This window comes from Moraxella sp. K1664 (assembly GCF_039693965.1).
Lineage (GTDB): Bacteria > Pseudomonadota > Gammaproteobacteria > Pseudomonadales > Moraxellaceae > Moraxella.
In genome coordinates this window covers 1,998,917-2,016,798 of record NZ_CP155576.1, presented here as the reverse complement: position 1 = coordinate 2,016,798, position 17,882 = coordinate 1,998,917, and the positions used below count along the sequence as shown (strand labels likewise).

Here is a 17,882-nt window from a genome sequence, read left to right as displayed (position 1 = left end):
ACACCCTTGATGATACGTTGATATTCAGGGCATGCACAGCACACCCCTACAACTTCACTCAAAGACATCATTAATCAATAATATTAATTACCAATAAAAAACAAGCCCAATTTGAGCTTGTTTTTATTTTTAAAGCAATAATTATTTAAAAATAATCATGTTTATAAATTATGCCTTATCAAAGTTTTCTTGGGCTTTGTCCCAGTTTACCACATTCCAAAATGCCTTGATGTAGTCTGGGCGTTTGTTTTGGTATTTTAGGTAATAAGCGTGTTCCCACACGTCAAGACCGATGATTGGCGTGCCTTCACAGCCTGCCACGTCTTTACCCATCAGTGGGCTGTCTTGATTGGCAGTTGAGACAACGGCAAGTTTGTCGCCTTGCTTAACCAACCACGCCCAGCCCGAGCCAAAGCGAGTGGCGGCGGCTTTTTCAAATTGCTCTTGGAATGCTTCTACTGAGCCAAAATCACGCACGATGGCGTCTTTTAGCGAGCCTTTTAGCTCTGTGCCTGTTTTTAGGACTGTCCAAAATAGGCTGTGGTTGGCGTGTCCGCCTGCGTTGTTACGGACGGCAGTTTGTTTGTCGGCAGGCAGTGCAGATAGATTGGCGATGACTTCTTCGGCAGATTTGTCCGCCCATTCAGTGCCTTCTAGGGCAGCGTTGGCGTTATTGACATACGCTTGATGATGGCGAGAATGGTGGATTTCCATGGTTTCTTTGTCAAAATGTGGCTCTAATGCGTCATAGCTGTAACCTAGCTCAGGCAGGGTAAAAGACATGATAATTCCTTAATAAAATTAGGGTTAATGTTTGTACAAATCATTGATTTGTCCCATCAATATAAAGGCAAAATTGGCAAATTTCAAGTGCTATTTTATCAGTTTACAAAAAACCAATCTAATAAATAATTATCATTATCAAAACAAAATCAGTACTTATTTTATCACTGATAATGGGGTTTTTTGAACATTGATAACATCTTTACATTTTATAAAACAGATCTCCTTCCAAACTAAAAATAAACCCCTATAAATACTAGGGTTGAAGTTTTTAAAAACCCATAAAAATACAATCATCTTTTGCATAATTTTTACCATGCTTCAAATAAAAATGCTACAATACCCCAAATTTTAACACACACTCATCATGGCAAAAAAATCCTCTTACGTCTGCCAATCCTGTGGAGCCAATTACGGAAAATGGTCAGGGCAATGTGCCGACTGTGGCGAATGGAACACGCTCACCGAAGCCCCCAATGTCGCCATGCCTCACCACAAAAAAACCACCGCCAAATCCGCTCCAAAAACCGCCAACTATGCAGGCGACAGCTCTGGGGTCATGACCCTTGCCAATGTCGGCTTTTCGCTAGAAACTCGTATGCCCACGGGCTTGGGCGAGTTTGACCGTGTGCTTGGCGGTGGGCTTGTGGCAGGCTCGGTGGTGCTGATTGGGGGCGACCCGGGTATCGGCAAATCCACAATCCTTTTGCAGACCGCCATTAACATGGCAAGTAGCGACTCGCTCGCTGGCTCGGCTTTATATATCACAGGCGAAGAGAGCCTGTCGCAGGTTGCCATGCGTGCGGTGCGACTTGGGCTACCGACCGACCGCCTAAGGGTGCTTGCCGAGACCAACGTTGAGACCATTTGCATGGCTCTCACCGCCGAACAGCCCGCCATTGCCGTCATTGACTCAATCCAGACGCTTTTTACCGAAGCCATACAGTCCGCCCCTGGGGGTGTCGCTCAAATCCGTGAATCCGCCGCCGTCTTGACACGCTATGCCAAGCAGACAGGCACAGCACTGTTTTTGGTGGGACACGTTACCAAAGAAGGGGCGTTGGCAGGGCCTCGTGTGCTAGAACACATGGTGGATACGGTGCTGTATTTTGAAGGCGAGTCCGATAGCCGATTTAGAATGATTCGTGCGGTAAAAAACCGTTTTGGGGCGGTCAATGAACTGGGTATTTTTGGCATGACTGATACAGGCTTAAAGGAAGTTGCCAATCCGTCCGCCATTTTTTTGAGCCGATATGACAAGCCCATTGCAGGGTCGGTGGTCATGGTCAGCCGTGAAGGCACACGCCCTTTGCTTGTGGAAGTTCAAGCGTTGGTGGACGACTCACAAGGTCAGCCCAGACGTATGGCGTTGGGGCTTGATTATCAACGCCTGTCCATGCTCCTTGCGGTCATGCACCGTCATGGCGGTATCTACACAAGCGGTCAGGACGTGTATGTCAATGTCGTGGGCGGGGTCAAGGTCATGGAGACAGGCTCGGATTTGGCGGTGCTGATTGCCTGTGCGTCCAGCATTAAGGAAAAACCGCTCCCTGCACGGCTGTGTGTCTTTGGTGAAGTGGGACTATCTGGCGAGATTCGCCCTGTGCCAAACGGTCAAGAACGCCTAAAAGAAGCAATGAAGCACGGCTTTACCCACGCCATTATCCCCAAAGCCAACGCTCCCAAAACAGGCGATAAAAATTTTGCCAAAATAAACATCATTGCCGTGGATAGACTAGATGATGCGTTGATAAGGGCGTTTGAGCTTGCGTAGATATAAAATTAATCCTTGCAATCTTCACTCCACGCCTGTTTTTCAAAATCATAAAAATAACGACAATAAGGCATTTTAAAATCTGAATAATAAAGCATTGCGTGGGATTTTTTGTCTGGTTCAGAATGCCAATGATGATAACGGACTTTTGGGTTATTGATGATTAGGCTTTCTTTATTTGGGTAAGTTTGGTGAATTTTGTGGTATTCTGTAATTTCTTTGGCAAGGGCTTGACCGTCAGTTTGTGATTTAGTGTTTTGATAATTGGCATTAAATTCAGAGCCAATGACAAACAATGTCCCCACTATCATATTGATACAATGGCGTAAAATAAATTGCTTAGTTAAAATAAGCCGAGCCGTCCAAATAACAAGCCCAATGGTGATGATAGGTGTCAGTATTGCTCCAAGCAAGCCAATGTTGCTAAAAAAATCCATTAGAGTTGCAACTGCCATTAAAATAACAAATAATAGTGTATTGGTTGGCTTGCTATTTTGGGTGTATAAAATTAAAAAATGCTGAATAAAGAAAAAGAACGCAAAAAATGCCAATGTAAATAAAACAGATGATAAGTCAATCTCTCCTTGATTTTTGATATTAATAAAAATAAAAAGACCAATTGTCCATAAACTTGCGGATAAATGTTTTAGCCATTTATGAGAATATTTTTGGTTGTTAATTGCCAAAATAAAACTCAATAAAGGCAGAAATAAAAATGCAAAAAATATCACTTGCCAGTATAAAAATTTAAATTGACTTATTAAAAATAACATACCAATCAATAAAAGATTGGCAATAATAAATTGCCATAAAGTCAAATTTTTTACGGCAAGATTTAATGTATTAAATATGATTTTTCTTAACATAATTATCTGTTAAATCTTTGTCATAGATGGTCTTATATGGTTTTAATATTGGACTATGGTGTAATGGTTTTTTAAATAAATACAACCCAAACCATAAAATCAACTTGACGGTTTGGCTGTCTTTATCGTATAATTTTTTATATTATAACTTTTGGCAAATCATTATGCAACCCTCTTGGCTCTCACGATTGATGTTATTTGGCACACAATATAGCCTTGTTATTGTCTTATTGGTTGCTTGGCAGGCGGTCATTGGGTTTGGTTTTATTCCTGATTATTTATTGCCATCGCCTATACAAATCATTAAGGCGTTTATTGATGATTTTTATTTACTCATGGGTCATGCCAAATATACGCTGATGACGGCATTTTTGGGAACGGTTATTGGGCTTTTACTAAGTTTTGTATTATCCATTTTAATGGATTTTTCCAAAAAATTTAAAGAAATCGTTTACCCTGTTTTACTGCTCAACCAAACCATTCCAACCATCGCCATCGCTCCGTTATTGGTGATTTGGCTTGGCTATGGTATATTACCAAAAGTGGTGCTGGTGGTGCTGTCGGTATTTTTCCCCATGACGATTGCACTTGTGGACGGCTATAATTCGGTACAAAAAGAGCAATTAAATCTTTTTCGTTCATTAAAAGCAAGCCATTATCAAACTTACCGCCATCTAAAAATACCGTCCGCCATGGGATATTTTTTTACAGGATTAAAAGTGGCGTTGTCTTATGCCCTTATCTCGGCGGTGGTGGCAGAATGGCTTGGTGGTTATCATGGGCTTGGGGTCTATATGACCCGTGTGCGAAAATCGTATGAGCTGGATAATATGTTTGCGGTGATATTTTTTATCAGTTTTTTAACGCTTGTATTATTGGCAAGTGTTAAATTGATTGAAAGACAAGTATTAAAATATCAATATTTAAAATGATTTGGTTCTGGTTTAAAAAGTATGCTATTAAGAAAACCGTTCGTGGTGAGCCTGTCGAACCATAACGGTTTTCCGCCACCCGCAGGCATAGCTCAGATACCATGATACCCCACCTAAGTCAATGGTTTTTTAAGTATCTGGTATCTAGTATCTTACAAACTAACTTAAAGATACTTGTTGCTCAAAGGATGTTTGGGTTTTGATAACACCAAAACAGATATGTACCAATTTACGCATACAAGCACATAAGGCTTGCATTTTGGTTTTACCGTTTTGTTGTAATCGTTCATAAAATGCCTTAATGGTGCTATTATAACGAATGGCACTCATTGCAGACATATACAGCTTAGCACGCAAAGAGACTTGCCCTTGTTTGGACAGTTTGGTTGCTCCCTTAAAGACACCTGACTGTCTTTGTTTGGGTATTAAGCCTAAAAACGAAGCCATCTGTGAGGCTTTTTTAAATTGTTTGGTATGTATTAAGCATACCACTTCTTTGGCAATAACAGAACCAATGCCGTCAATGGTTTCAAGTAAGGTTTTGTCTTGCTTTAAACTTGGTTGTTTGTCAACAAAGTCATCAATGTCTTTGGTGAGTTTGGCAATTTCCTCTTGAAGGACACTGATGACTGTTTGCATGGATGCTTTAACCAAATCGGGCAGATTGGGTGATAAGAGCAACTCTTGTCGGTTTTGCTCTCGTTGCAAATCTTCTTTGAGTGCTTCTAAGCGAGCCAATAGAGCTTTTAGCTGTTTGGCTTCAATGCTAGGTGCTACCCAAACCTCAGGCTTGTGGCTATAACCATACCTTGATAAAATAATGCTGTCTTTTTTATCAGTTTTATGGATTACCCCCAAACTGTCTGCAAATTTGCGGACATAGTTAGGATTGACAATGCTTTGCTTGATATTATTATCATCAAGAAACTCACTTAGGTGTTCATGATAAACCCCTGTTGCTTCTAGGATGATGTGTAGCTCATCAAGATGATTGCTGACATTGGTTTTTAACCAAGCAAGCAGTAAATCAAAGCCTGCTTTGTTGTTGTTAAAAACCTTGGTTTTTACTTTATTTGTGCTTGGGTTTATAAATGCAACATCAAACTTTGCTTTGCTGATGTCTATGCCAATATAGTGTATCATCTGTCTCTTGCCTTGTTTATGCAGTGTCTGTTTTAATAAACGCACTTAGATACCATTCAGAGTTAAGATGACAAGCAAAGGACACCATCTGAGCACCAGTGTTAAGACACTAAGGGCGAACCCGTGTTCTCTTTGCTTGTATAACCCAACAACATTCTAGCAGATAATCTAGGTTTGGTGTTGGGTTGATACAAGGGCGAACGGAAAACCTGGTTTGGCATACTTTTTGAACTACTGCCAAATGATTTTTTATTTTTAAAAATTAGCATGATTTATATTAAGGGTTATTTTAAATTATTTATAAAATAATTTGTAAAAATTATTGATAGGTGTTAGGGTTTGTATCACGCACCAATATATTATTTTATTTAAAAGGTGTGTGGTACGCACCTTGCAATACTAAATTTTAAATTTAAAATGCCTTTAAATAATACCATCAAATCAAACCCCCAATTAACCCCTTAAAAACCATTGCCAAAACCACCCATTTCATTTATAATAAAAACCTTAGTCGGGGTGCTTTTTATTTAACCAAAAAGCTGAGATAATACCCGTGAACCTGATACAGTTAATACTGGCGTAGGAAACTAAATGCGTGATTTACCTCATGTTTTTGTCGGCTTGACTGTATTTGCCTTTGGGTTACCCCAAGGGTTTTTTATTGACATTGAATGGAGTTGTTATGTTAGCTCAGTTAAGCCCAAAATTATTATCCGTCATCGCCCTTGGAGTAAGCCTATGTGTGGCGGGGTGTAACAAACCTGCCGACACGTCCGCCAAGCCCGCCCAAGACCCTGCCAAAACCGAAAAGCAAGAGCTTATCATCGCCCTAGACTGGGTGCCCAACACCAACCACACTGGGCTGTATGTGGCACTGGATAAGGGCTATTTTGCCGAGCAAGGCTTTGATGCCAAAATCGTTCAGCCGTCCGAAGACAGTACGTCCACATTGGTGGCGAACGAGCGTGCCGATTTGGGCGTGTATTTTCAGCCGAACATGGTCAAACGCCTAAACAAAGGCGAGCCGATTACCGCCATCGGAGCCATCGTTCAGCACAACAACGCAGGGCTGTTGTCGCTCAAATCATTAGGAGCAACCACGCCAAAAGACTTGCACGGCAAACGCTACTCAACGTGGGAAGACCCTGTGGACGACAAGACGGTGGCAAGCCTTGTCGGTGAGCCACTAAACCCAATCCCTGGGGAGAGTACGGACGCAACAACCGCCTTGCGTATGAACCAATTTGACTATATTTTGGCGTATTATAGTTGGGACGGCATTCACGCAGGACTCAAAGGCGTGGAGACCAATTTCTTTTATCTAAAAGACTCAAACCCTGTGTTTGACTATTATTCGCCCGTTATCATCGCCAACAGCAACGAGCTACAAAAAGACCCTGAACGCTACAAAAAAGCCATGACCGCCATCAGTCAAGGCTACACCTATGCCAGTCAGCACGCCGATGAAAGTGCTAAGATTCTTATCAAGCACGCCCCCGAGATTAACCCCGAGCTTGCCAAAGCCAGTCAGCAATATATGTCAGGGCAATATCTGGCAGAAGACGGCAGTTGGGGGCGGTTTGATTATAATCGCTGGGACAATTTCTTTAAATGGGTATACGATAATAAACTCATTGATAAGCCATTCGCCCCGCAAGCAGGGGTTAGCAACGATTATTTGCCTAATGATGCAAAATGATGATATTGATTTTGTGATTAACTAATCTAAGCAATATTTGTGTAGGGGCGTGTTGCACACGCCCTTTGTACGTTCTATCTTAACCCTAATGCGATTTCAAATACTCACTATAAAAAGGACACCCCATGACCACCCCAACCGCCAAATTGCAACTTGTTGATATTCATCATGAATTTGATGATAAGCCATTATTTGCCAAGTTGAATTTAACCATTTATCAAGGCAAAATCGTTGCCATTGTTGGGGCAAGTGGCGTGGGTAAGACGACTTTGTTTAACATCGCCTCAGGGCTTATCATGCCAAAATCAGGTAAGGTCTTGATAGACGGCAAGGACAGCACAGGGCAGGCAGGGGGCGTGGGGTATATGCTCCAAAAGGATTTGTTGTTGCCCTTTAAAAGTGTATATGACAACATTGCCTTGCCTTTGACCTTACAAAACCTGCCAAAATCCGCCATTCATGACAAAATCATGCCCCTACTACCTGCCTTTGGGCTTGATGAGTTATACCACAAATACCCTGCTCAGCTCTCAGGCGGACAACGTCAGCGAGTGGCACTACTTCGCACGTATCTAAGTAATGATAGCCTTATGCTTTTAGATGAGCCATTTTCGGCACTGGATTTTGTTACCAAAAATCAGATGTATGACTGGTTTGGGAAGTTTCAAAAAGACAAGGGGCTAACTTGCCTGATTATCACGCATGACATTGATGAAGCGATTTATTTGGCGGATGAATTGTATGTATTAAAGGGATTTCCTGCCACGCTGGCTCATCATTTTATCATTGATAAATCGCCACATTTTTTGCAAAGTGTGGAATACCTAAACCTAAAACAAGATGTGCTTAGGGCGATACAGGGTTAAGTGGTTGTATGGATTTAAATACCCCAATAACACCCAGCCCACACCAAATTAAATTTTACTCTTAGTTTTCCATTTTTAAAAACGTATTTTTAAAATTTTGATATTGAATAATACTCCCACAAACCCCACATTAGACCCTTGCAATTTACTACTTTTCCCTTTAATAATTTATAAATAATAACCATGTCTTTATTTCGCTACTTTGAAAACCGCCTAAACCCCTACCCCGACAGTCCCATGCCTACCCCCGACCCCAGTCAGCGTGGGTTTTTTGCGTTTTTGTGGGCGTGTACCGAAGGGGCGAGATTTTGGATTGGGGTGCGTATCGTGCTGTCGATACTGCTTGGGATATTTAGCTCGCTGTTGTTTGCATGGGCGGGCGATGTCGTGGACTGGCTGACCGTCTATACCCCCGAGACTCTATGGCAAGAAAAAGGGGCGACCATTACACTGATTTTGGGGCTGTGCGTGTTGTCCATTTTTGGCGAATTTATCGGCAACTTAATCCGCTTTCAAGTGTTACAAGGGGTCATGCCGATGCGACTGCGGTGGTGGTTTCATAAGCACATGCTCGGGCAGTCCATGCAGTTTTATCATGATGAGTTCTCAGGGCGTGTCTCCGCCAAAGTCATGCAAACCGCCCTGTCGGTGCGTGATACGATTATGACAATGGCAGAGATGGTATCGTTTGTCGTGGCGTATTTGGTAACCAGTGGCGTGATTTTATTAGGGCTGGATATTTGGCTGTTTTTGCCGTTTGTGGCGTGGCTGATTTGTGTGGCGTGTATGATGAAATTTTTCTTGCCCCGCCTGCGTGAGACCGCCAGCAACCAAGCCGACGCTCGTGCCTTGATGACAGGACGTGTGACTGATGCTTATGCCAACATCAGTGCGGTCAAGCTGTTTAGTCATTCTAATCGTGAGCTGTCCTACGCCAAATCCGCCATGAGCGAGTTCATGACCACCGTCCATGCCCAAATGCGGTGGGTGTCCATACTAGGGACGACGACCGAGACGCTCTCACTGATTATGATAGTCGGTAGTACCGCCATCGGCGTGTACCTGTGGATGATGGGCGAAGTAAGCGTGGGGGCGATTGCGGTGGCAAGTGGTATCGCCCTGCGTCTAAAAGGCATGATTCAGTGGATTATGTGGGAGATGGCAAGCCTGTTTGAGCATATCGGCACGGTGCAAGATGGCATGAGAACACTAACCACGCCCCACGCCATCACGGATAGGGCTGATGCTGGCGAGCTTGTGGTAGCACGGGGCGAGATTGCGTTTAAAGACGTAACCTTTAACTACGGGCGTGGCGAAGACAGAACCGCCCTATTTGATAAGTTCAACTTAGCCATTCAAGCAGGCGAGAAAATCGGCTTGGTCGGTCGCTCGGGAGCAGGTAAGTCTAGCCTTGTCAATCTATTACTGCGTTTTTATGACGTGAATGGGGGCAGTATCAGCATTGATGGGCAGGACATCAGTGCTGTCACTCAGACATCACTACGCCAAAACATCGGCATGGTCACCCAAGACACCGCCCTACTGCACCGCACCGTGCGTGAGAACATCGCCTATGGCAGACCTGATGCCACCGATGATGAAATCATCGCAGCGGCACGCCTCGTCCACGCATGGGATTTTATTCAAACCTTAGAAGACAAACATGGCAACACCGGACTTGACACCGAAGTGGGCGAACGTGGCGTGAAACTCTCAGGCGGTCAGCGTCAGCGTATCGCCATCGCTCGGGTCATGCTCAAAAACGCCCCCATCTTACTGCTTGATGAAGCAACCTCTGCCCTAGACAGCGAAGTGGAACACGCCATCACCCAGAGCCTAGATGAGATGATGAAAGGTAAAACGGTCATTGCCATCGCTCACCGTCTCTCAACCATCGCCAGCCTTGATAAGCTCGTGGTCATGGACAAGGGCGAGATTATCGAGATGGGCAGTCATGACGAACTCATCGCCCAAGACGGGATTTATGCCAACCTATGGGCAAGACAGTCGGGCGGATTTTTGGGTGAGATGTAAGCAAACATACTCAACTACACAGTGTAACACAACCGACAACCCTGTAACAATTTACCACCAAAACAACGCCCAATACATATAGATGATTAAGGTAAATTTCTTATAATTTTTAAAATTTACCTTGATTTTATTTTTAAGATTTTTAAAAGAGAACCCCATGAAAACCCTACCCTTTTACAAAGTAGCACTTGGTGCCATCGCCTTGACCGCCCTGCCTGCCATGGCTCAACTAAACATCCAAACAGGCATCGCCCCTGCCATGCGTGGTGAACTAACCACGCCCATCTCCCACGCCAACACCGCCAATCTACTTGGTCAGTCTGTGGCAGGCGTGCCATCCATCAATGCCAATATCTCTAACATCAATCGTATTCCCACCATTACCATCAATGCCAACCAAAGCGGTAGTACCCGCCTTGATGTGAGCCTGATTGATGATTTTATTGACGATGTCTCGCCCAATGCTCGCCACTATCCACCGAATTTCCCCAATCGCACTACTGAATTTGTCACAGGTGAGAACATCAAATATCTCTCTGACTGGCTAGAACCCTACGCCAATGCCAATGATGCCACCCTTGATGTCATCTTGCGTGCCGCTAAAATCAACGGCATGGCACGCAACTTAAACATCGGCACCGACTATACCCAACGTGCCAATAAATACATGGCAAAAGCCGTCAATCTCGCCCCCAATAATGCCGAAGCCAATTTCCTATATGGCATGATGATTAGTGAAGGCGGTGGCTTTATTGAAGGGCAAAAATACTTACAAAAAGCTGCCAGTCTCGGCTATGTGGAAGCCGAGCAAAGTCTTGCCCAAGCCGAGCTACTGGCGGACAACCACGCAGGGGCATTGTCTCGCCTAAGAGCCTTACAAAGTCAGCACCCGACCAATACTCAGATTGCCGAGCAGGTTCGTATCGTTGAAAATGGCGGTTATTATATTTGGAACATCAAAAACGACAACATCAATGTTAAGCCATTGCAATTAGCCAGCAATCAATAAAATACTTGCTAATGCTTTAAAAATAAATCCATCAAACATTCCTTTTGATGGATTTTTTGTGTAAAATTATTGGGGAGACATTAACACAACAAGACCTGTATGAGCACCAAACTTACGCTAAGCACCCTAAGCCTTGCCCTAACGCTTATCATCACAGGGTGTAGCACGCTTCACAAGCCCAAACAAATCCAATCCAAAATCATCGAAACCCACCGTGCCAACATCACCACCCGCCCACAAATCAGTGCCGTGGCAAGCAGCATCTTACTGTCATCAGGTCTGACCCAAGATGAGTGTATGAATGCCTTTGATGACTGTTTGGACAAGGTCAAAGAAGTACTTGCCTTTGGCAATCCGCAAGTTGCCGTCAATGACCGCCAACACCAACACATCGCCAGACCCACCCTTGCCCTACTCTCCGAGTTATACTACACCAAAGCCCTAAGCCTTGGCGAGCAGGACGCTTGCCAAAGCCCCACCCGTCCACCGCTAGACCCCCATTATGCCAATGCCCCCCTATCCGCCAGCGAGCAAGCTGATGAACAAAAGGAGCGTCACGCCTGCCTATCCGCCAAGCGAGATGCCATCAAGGCAAGCATTAACCACAGCTATGCTTATCTGTTTTATGATAACTTAACAGGACGACAGACCACATCACCCCTAGTCACCGAGAGCGACATCAAGGCTCAGGACTTGTACCATGTGGCGAGCAACGCCTTGATTGGCGAGCTGTACCAAGTCCAAAACGGGGCTTTTGCCGATGCTCGTCAGCAGGGCTTTCATCTCACCCCTACCAGTGACTACGGTCACATCCTTGCCAACAGCTACCACGGCGATGACATCACCGTCAATCTCTACCTTGCCAATGACCCTGACTACATGGCAAATCTAGATGAACACCCACACAACCAGCACCTGCTCTCTGACTTAGTCTCAGCTTATGACTCACGTTTGGCAGACCTAAACACCACCAGTAGCCGGGCAGGTCTGGGCGTGCCTTATGTGGGCGTGCTGTCCGACCGCCCAATGATTACCCTACGAGAACTGGTTGGTCAAAATACATCCACCGAACCACGCACCAATCACGCCACCGACAGCCCTAACGCCAATCCTGCCGATAACCCAACCAATAATCCAACCGACAACCCAACCAAAGACATCAAAGCAAATAACCCCCTGCTTAGCCAAGACCTTGACAGCATCGCCAGTCGCATTCATTCCACAGGGCACATGCTCCTAACAGGCGTGGTCAAGCCCCAAGGCACGCACTTGTCCGATGTGCTGTCAGCAAACGTGCTAGACGTGCATTTTTTCAACCCTTATAAAACCAAAGACGTTGAGATTTTGGGCAAAAATTACCCCCTATCGGCAAACTTCTCAGCAGGGTATGCCCTATGGCTTGCCGAGAACCAACTACAAGGCGTGGGCATTTTAAACATGCTAAACAAAAACACCGCCACCCTGCCCCAACTGTTCATGCTAAAGCCCTACGACCCCAACCAAAAAGTCATCATCATGATACATGGCTTGGCGTCTAGCCCTGCCACATGGGTCAATCTCACCAACAATCTCTTTGCTGACCCCGTCCTGCGTGATAACTACCAAGTATGGCAAGTGTTCTACGCCACCAACCTACCCATGCTCGAAAACCGCTACCAAATCCGTGAAGTCATCGACACCGCCTACACACTCACCGACCCCAACGGCACTCACCCCGCCAGTCGTCATAGCGTGATTATCGGGCATAGCATGGGTGGTATCATGGCAAGAATGCTTGTCTCGGATGATGATTTATTGCCCCGATTGGATGATTTGGGAAAATTGGATGATTTGGACGAATTGGTTGATGCCACGCATATAGACAGCATGGATGATGGCGACCTAAATAAAATCACCAACAACCAAATCCGCCCCCACAACAATGCCGCAATCAGACAGCTACTGGCGGACACTTATCAAGAAGATTTTCACAACCGCTTTGCCCTACACGCCCTGCCACAGGTTGATACAGCGGTGTTTATCTCCGCCCCTTTTGCAGGCACGGACTATGCCGACCGCTGGTTTACCCGCTTTGCCCGCCGTGTCGTCCGCCTACCCCTAGACATCACCAAAACCGTGACTGGCACCATCATAAACAGCGGACAAGTGGACAGCACCCAACTCCAAAACAGTGCCATCGGCTCACTCTACCTACAAAACGGACCCAGCCAGCTCTCCGACCAGTCCGCCTTTATAAAACTTACCAAAGAGCTAACCATCAATGACAATGTCGCCTATCACACCATCATGGGCGACCGTGCTGGCAGTGCCGAGGGCTTACAGGGCAATTTGGTCGGGCAAAATCTCTCTGACGGCATTGTTCCCTATGACAGCTCTCATTTGGATGGAGCGTTTAGCGAAACAGTCATCACAGGCGGACATAGTATTCACGAAAACCCCAAAACCATTTTACAATTACGTAAAATCCTACACGAGCATTTGGCACGTCACGGCAATCATAAGATAACAGATGTGGCAAATGACGAAAAAGACGAGCAAGACAGGAAAGATGGGCAAGATAAAGAAAGTGGGAAATCCACAACAGATGATATTAACGAAAAAAGCATTAAAGAAGAGATAAACGCCAATCTCAATTAATATGGCAAGTTTTTGATGATTGGGAGTTTTTTTGAGACATAAGGGCAAATCATGTTTGTCCTTGATGGATTGCTGATATAACGTTAAAAATGGCGTTTATTTTACAAACCAATCAAACACCCAAAGCCCTACGCCATCACTGTCCACCGCCCCAATCACCGCTTGCACTTTGTCATCGATATACCGCCAATCGCCAAGCACCATGCGTTTTTTGTCGCCCAATGTATGCACGGCAGGGCGGTGCGTATGTCCGTGTAGTAGGATATTGCACGTTTGCATGGCGTGATTGACCGCTTGGGCGTTTACGTCCATGATGGTGGTGGATTTTTGGTGTTTATCGCTCTGGGATTTGGTTTTGATGTTGTGGGCAAGGCGTTGGCGGTGGGCTAGGGGCTGTTTTAAAATAAGCCAAGAGATAACAGGATTTTGGATAATTTTGCGGTAACGCTGATACGCCTTATCATCGGTACACAGGCGGTCGCCATGTTCTAGGCGGATATGTGTGTCATCTTGTAATGTCAAAAAGTGCGGTTCTTTGATAAGTTTGCCGTTAAAGGTATCGCACAGGCTTTGACGAATGGCAAAATCTCTGTTGCCGTGCATGACATAAATGGCGGTGTTTGTAGAGAGCGTTTTTAGGGCGTTTAAAATGGGCGTTAAAAAATGCCGTGCTTTTTTGTCATCGGACAATGTCAAGTAATCATCATCACCAATCCAGCCGTCCAGCCAATCGCCCAAGATATAAAGGCTTTGCAAATTTGGCAAAACGGACAAATCTTGCACCAACGCCAAAAATGCCTCATTTAGGGCAGGCGTATCACTTGATAAATGCAAATCACTGACAAATACCGCATTAATGTCATGGGGGCGAGTGGTTAAAAGATGGTCAAATCGTTGCATAGCAAGGCTTTATAAATGATAAAAAAGGGCGAACATGATTCACCCCTACAACCAAAATAACTTAGGCTAATTATTGGCTGATTATTTAGAAATCACTTTGGCAGAGTTAATGACAATCGGTGTGGTTGGCACGTCTGAGTGATAGCCATAACGCCCCGTTGGTACGCCTTTGATTTGGTTTACCACGTCCATGCCGTCCGTTACTTTACCAAATACCGCATAGCCCCAGCCTTGTGGTGTGGGACTGCTGTAATTCAAAAAGTCGTTGTTTTTGACATTAATAAAAAATTGAGCAGTCGCTGAATGTGGGTCAGATGTACGAGCCATGGCGATGGTGCCGATGTCATTTTTTAGACCGTTGTCGGCTTCGTTTTTGATTGGCGTGCCGGTGCGTTTTTCGTTCATGTCGCTGTCCATACCACCGCCTTGAATCATAAAGCCGTCAATCACACGATGAAAAATCGTGCCGTCATAATGACCGCTTTCGACATAGTCAAGGAAGTTTGCCACCGTAACAGGGGCTTTTTCGGCGTTTAGTTCAATGACAATCGCACCGTGTGTGGTGTCAAACTCTACAACAGGCATATCCATAGGAGTTCCTTAAAATTAAGTTAAAATGAAAAAAGATGGCGTAGTATAGCACAAAATCGCCAAAATTTGATAAATAACACAAAAAACAACAAAAGCATGTAAAAGAGCATCAGACAGTTAGGGAGCAGACTTTTAAAAATCATCGTAAATTCAATCAATCATCCAAAAATCTCATTTATTTTTTGCCACTTATGGAATTTTTATTTTGTCAATTTATATAAAAATTATGCTAAAATAATAAAATTTACGCTTTTAGATTTTTAAATACTTTTAGATTTTTAAATAATGGAAAAACCCATGACCGATTTACCTGAAAAAAACGACTTTATCCGCCAAATCATCCGTGATGACCTAGCAAGCGGTAAACATGACAGCATTTTGACCCGTTTTCCTCCTGAACCAAACGGCTATTTGCACATCGGACACGTCAAATCCATTTGCCTAAATTTTGGCGTGGCACAGGAGTTTAATGGGGCATGTAACCTACGCTTTGACGATACCAACCCCACCGCCGAAAAGCAGGATTATGTGGACAGCATTAAGGCGGACGTGGAATGGCTTGGCTTTGACTGGGCAGGGGACGTGCGTTATGCGTCGCATTATTTTGACAAATTGCACGAGTGGGCGGTACAGCTTATCAAGCAAGGCGATGCCTATGTGGACTTTCAAACGCCTGATGAGATTCGTGAACACCGTGGCGGTTTTGGTAAGCCGTCCGTTGAGTCGCCACAACGTAACGCCAGCATCGATGAAAATTTGTCCCGTTTTGACGACATGAAAAACGGTAAATACAAAGAAGGCGAGGCGGTACTGCGTGCCAAAATTGACATGAATCACACTAACATAAACATGAGAGACCCTGTCATCTATCGTATCATGCACGCAAACCACCATCAAACAGGTGATACATGGTGCATTTATCCCATGTATGACTACGCTCACCCCTTGTCAGATGCCCATGAGGGAATTACGCATTCTATCTGTACGCTTGAATTTGAAGACCATCGCCCTTTTTATGATTGGCTGGTAGAAAAAGTGGGCTTTGACGTACCACCCCGTCAATACGAATTTAGCCGTTTAAACATTGACCACACATTGACATCTAAGCGTAAACTAAAACGCCTTGTGGACATGGGCGTGGTATCAGGCTGGGACGACCCACGAATGCCGACCATTGCAGGCATGAGAAGACGTGGCTACCCTGCCGAGGGCTTGCGGGACTTTTGTGAACGCATTGGCGTGTCTAAGGCGGACGGCGTGGTGGATTTTCGCCAGTTGGAATTTAGTATCAGAAACGTGCTAGAAAATACCGCCAGTCGTGGTATGGCGGTGCTAAACCCCTTAAAAGTTACGATTGCCAACTTTGATGAAGCGGTTGCCGATTTTGAAAATCTAAAAAAAGACACCGTCAAGGCTCGCCTAGATAATGGCGTGCTTTGGCTCACCCAACCCAAGCACCCACAGGCGGATAATGGCGAGCGTGAGATTCCCTTTACCAAAACCATTTATATTGATAAAGCCGACTTTGAAATCACGCCCCCAGACGGCTACAAACGCCTATCGCCAGAGAACCCCGAGATTCGCCTGCGTAACAGCTATGTGCTAAAAGTAGAAGAGCATATCACGGACGCTAATGGCGATGTGGTGGAGCTTATCGCCACCATTGACCCAAAAACGCTGGGCAACAACCCCGAAGGACGTAAAGTCAAAGGCGTGATTCATTGGGTGTCGGCAAGTCATGGCATGCCTGCCACCGTGCGACTGTATGAGCATTTGCTCCTTGAAGATGATGAGATATCAGATGAACATTTTGCCAGCATTAAAACAGCAAATCCAGATGCTGATGATGACGCATTATGGGTACTCACCCATGTCAATCCCAATTCCATCAAGGTTGTCAATGCCATTGTAGAGCCGTCATTGGCACAGGCACAAGGTGATGACAAGTTCCAATTTGAACGTGAAAGCTACTTTGTGGCGGACAGCGTGGAGCATAGCACCGATAAACCTGTGTTTAATCAGATTGTGGGATTAAAAGATGGGTTTAAATAACTTTTAGCAATTTTAAAATTAAACGAAAGCCAAACGTGGTGTTTGGCTTTTTAATTCCATTGCCCAGCTTTTAACTCGTTCATTTTACATTCTCATCACTCGCCTCATAAATGGCAAAAAGCTCATCATCGCTTAGCACCGTCTCAGCAATGGGAAAAAGCTCTCGCTCTTCAAAGCGGATATGGTCATACAGAGCATTTGCAAGCTCCTTGACATCGTCGACGCTTGGGTCGGTATTGACAAGTAGGCTCTCAATGTATTCATGCTCATCAAGCATTTGCTTTGCCAATTTAACCGCTTTGTCATCGGATAATTTTGTCAAAATAACATCGGCAAGGCGTGTTCGCTCAATCTCAAAATGCGTGGGAATGGTAGTGGTCAGATACTCCACTAAGGCTTGATGGTGGGTAAGTTTGTCATCATCGGTGACGGATTTGGCTTTGTTGGCGATGACCAAGCCCAAATGGTGCTGGCGAGATAGGGGCTGTAAGGTGGGGTGTCGTTTCATGGGGGTTCCTGTTGGTAAATTAAATTTTATTATAAAATAAAAAAACCACAAACACTAGGGCGATGTTTGTGGTATTGTGGCACATAAT

At 44.7% G+C, this 17,882-nt stretch carries 14 protein-coding genes and 1 riboswitch; of the genes, 8 read left to right on the top strand and 6 right to left on the bottom strand.

Features of this window, described 5'->3' with window-relative positions; translation table 11 throughout:
* Nucleotides 1-168: 168 nt before the first annotated feature.
* A complete protein-coding gene (gene sodA, locus AAHK14_RS09945; protein WP_065254994.1) occupies nucleotides 169-783 on the bottom strand; it encodes a superoxide dismutase [Mn] in 615 nt (204 codons plus the stop codon).
* A gap of 367 nt (nucleotides 784-1,150) precedes the next feature.
* On the opposite strand from sodA, the gene radA reads away from it, so the two are divergent.
* Nucleotides 1,151-2,557 carry a DNA repair protein RadA gene (gene radA / locus AAHK14_RS09940; RefSeq protein WP_065254995.1) on the top strand — a complete coding sequence of 469 codons (1,407 nt, stop codon included), beginning with the start codon at nucleotides 1,151-1,153 and terminating at the stop codon, nucleotides 2,555-2,557.
* Between the two features lie 8 nt (nucleotides 2,558-2,565).
* Here radA and AAHK14_RS09935 read toward each other — a convergent pair whose 3' ends face one another.
* Nucleotides 2,566-3,423: a hypothetical protein gene (locus AAHK14_RS09935; RefSeq protein WP_065254996.1), complete on the bottom strand. Its 858-nt coding sequence runs from the start codon at nucleotides 3,421-3,423 to the stop codon at nucleotides 2,566-2,568.
* A gap of 164 nt (nucleotides 3,424-3,587) precedes the next feature.
* On the opposite strand from AAHK14_RS09935, the gene AAHK14_RS09930 reads away from it, so the two are divergent.
* Nucleotides 3,588-4,355 carry an ABC transporter permease gene (locus tag AAHK14_RS09930; protein ID WP_227514645.1) on the top strand — a complete coding sequence of 256 codons (768 nt, stop codon included), beginning with the start codon at nucleotides 3,588-3,590 and terminating at the stop codon, nucleotides 4,353-4,355.
* Between the two features lie 159 nt (nucleotides 4,356-4,514).
* Here AAHK14_RS09930 and AAHK14_RS09925 read toward each other — a convergent pair whose 3' ends face one another.
* Entirely contained in the window at nucleotides 4,515-5,543 is a 1,029-nt protein-coding gene (locus AAHK14_RS09925) for an IS110 family transposase (RefSeq protein WP_083108321.1), read from the bottom strand.
* 457 nt (nucleotides 5,544-6,000) lie between these two features.
* A riboswitch (TPP riboswitch) is annotated at nucleotides 6,001-6,101 on the top strand.
* Nucleotides 6,102-6,180: 79 nt separating this feature from the next.
* Here AAHK14_RS09925 and AAHK14_RS09920 point away from each other — a divergent pair.
* The 5 genes from AAHK14_RS09920 to AAHK14_RS09900 all read left to right on the top strand — a co-directional run bounded on the left by AAHK14_RS09920 (nucleotide 6,181) and on the right by AAHK14_RS09900 (nucleotide 13,743).
* Complete coding sequence (locus tag AAHK14_RS09920; RefSeq protein ID WP_083108404.1) at nucleotides 6,181-7,197, top strand: ABC transporter substrate-binding protein; 1,017 nt, start codon at nucleotides 6,181-6,183, stop codon at nucleotides 7,195-7,197.
* 125 nt (nucleotides 7,198-7,322) lie between these two features.
* Nucleotides 7,323-8,063 (top strand): ATP-binding cassette domain-containing protein, encoded by a 741-nt coding sequence (locus tag AAHK14_RS09915; RefSeq protein ID WP_065256867.1) that lies wholly within the window; start codon nucleotides 7,323-7,325, stop codon nucleotides 8,061-8,063.
* A gap of 183 nt (nucleotides 8,064-8,246) precedes the next feature.
* A complete protein-coding gene (locus AAHK14_RS09910; protein ID WP_065256868.1) occupies nucleotides 8,247-10,097 on the top strand; it encodes an ABC transporter ATP-binding protein in 1,851 nt (616 codons plus the stop codon).
* A gap of 157 nt (nucleotides 10,098-10,254) precedes the next feature.
* Nucleotides 10,255-11,106 (top strand): sel1 repeat family protein, encoded by an 852-nt coding sequence (locus tag AAHK14_RS09905; RefSeq protein WP_065256869.1) that lies wholly within the window; start codon nucleotides 10,255-10,257, stop codon nucleotides 11,104-11,106.
* Between the two features lie 99 nt (nucleotides 11,107-11,205).
* Entirely contained in the window at nucleotides 11,206-13,743 is a 2,538-nt protein-coding gene (locus AAHK14_RS09900; protein ID WP_065256870.1) for an alpha/beta fold hydrolase, read from the top strand.
* Between the two features lie 96 nt (nucleotides 13,744-13,839).
* Here the strand turns inward: AAHK14_RS09900 and AAHK14_RS09895 are convergent, their stop codons facing one another.
* Nucleotides 13,840-14,643 (bottom strand): UDP-2,3-diacylglucosamine diphosphatase, encoded by an 804-nt coding sequence (locus tag AAHK14_RS09895; RefSeq protein ID WP_065274054.1) that lies wholly within the window; start codon nucleotides 14,641-14,643, stop codon nucleotides 13,840-13,842.
* 81 nt (nucleotides 14,644-14,724) lie between these two features.
* A complete protein-coding gene (locus tag AAHK14_RS09890) occupies nucleotides 14,725-15,234 on the bottom strand; it encodes a peptidylprolyl isomerase (protein WP_065256872.1) in 510 nt (169 codons plus the stop codon).
* A gap of 297 nt (nucleotides 15,235-15,531) precedes the next feature.
* Between AAHK14_RS09890 and AAHK14_RS09885 the strand changes: the two genes are divergently transcribed.
* Nucleotides 15,532-17,286: a glutamine--tRNA ligase/YqeY domain fusion protein gene (locus tag AAHK14_RS09885; RefSeq protein ID WP_065256873.1), complete on the top strand. Its 1,755-nt coding sequence runs from the start codon at nucleotides 15,532-15,534 to the stop codon at nucleotides 17,284-17,286.
* Between the two features lie 79 nt (nucleotides 17,287-17,365).
* Here AAHK14_RS09885 and AAHK14_RS09880 read toward each other — a convergent pair whose 3' ends face one another.
* Nucleotides 17,366-17,794, bottom strand: coding sequence for a hemerythrin domain-containing protein (locus AAHK14_RS09880; protein ID WP_065256874.1), 429 nt, complete (start codon nucleotides 17,792-17,794; stop codon nucleotides 17,366-17,368).
* Nucleotides 17,795-17,882: the final 88 nt, after the last annotated feature.

Coding starts and splice junctions, on each gene's coding strand:
- sodA (WP_065254994.1), bottom strand. CDS start 783: ATGTCTTTTACCCTGCCTGAGCTAGGTTACAGCTATGACGCATTAGAG.
- radA (WP_065254995.1), top strand. CDS start 1,151: ATGGCAAAAAAATCCTCTTACGTCTGCCAATCCTGTGGAGCCAATTAC.
- AAHK14_RS09935 (WP_065254996.1), bottom strand. CDS start 3,423: ATGTTAAGAAAAATCATATTTAATACATTAAATCTTGCCGTAAAAAAT.
- AAHK14_RS09930 (WP_227514645.1), top strand. CDS start 3,588: ATGCAACCCTCTTGGCTCTCACGATTGATGTTATTTGGCACACAATAT.
- AAHK14_RS09920 (WP_083108404.1), top strand. CDS start 6,181: ATGTTAGCTCAGTTAAGCCCAAAATTATTATCCGTCATCGCCCTTGGA.
- AAHK14_RS09915 (WP_065256867.1), top strand. CDS start 7,323: ATGACCACCCCAACCGCCAAATTGCAACTTGTTGATATTCATCATGAA.
- AAHK14_RS09910 (WP_065256868.1), top strand. CDS start 8,247: ATGTCTTTATTTCGCTACTTTGAAAACCGCCTAAACCCCTACCCCGAC.
- AAHK14_RS09905 (WP_065256869.1), top strand. CDS start 10,255: ATGAAAACCCTACCCTTTTACAAAGTAGCACTTGGTGCCATCGCCTTG.
- AAHK14_RS09900 (WP_065256870.1), top strand. CDS start 11,206: ATGAGCACCAAACTTACGCTAAGCACCCTAAGCCTTGCCCTAACGCTT.
- AAHK14_RS09895 (WP_065274054.1), bottom strand. CDS start 14,643: ATGCAACGATTTGACCATCTTTTAACCACTCGCCCCCATGACATTAAT.
- AAHK14_RS09890 (WP_065256872.1), bottom strand. CDS start 15,234: ATGGATATGCCTGTTGTAGAGTTTGACACCACACACGGTGCGATTGTC.
- AAHK14_RS09885 (WP_065256873.1), top strand. CDS start 15,532: ATGACCGATTTACCTGAAAAAAACGACTTTATCCGCCAAATCATCCGT.
- AAHK14_RS09880 (WP_065256874.1), bottom strand. CDS start 17,794: ATGAAACGACACCCCACCTTACAGCCCCTATCTCGCCAGCACCATTTG.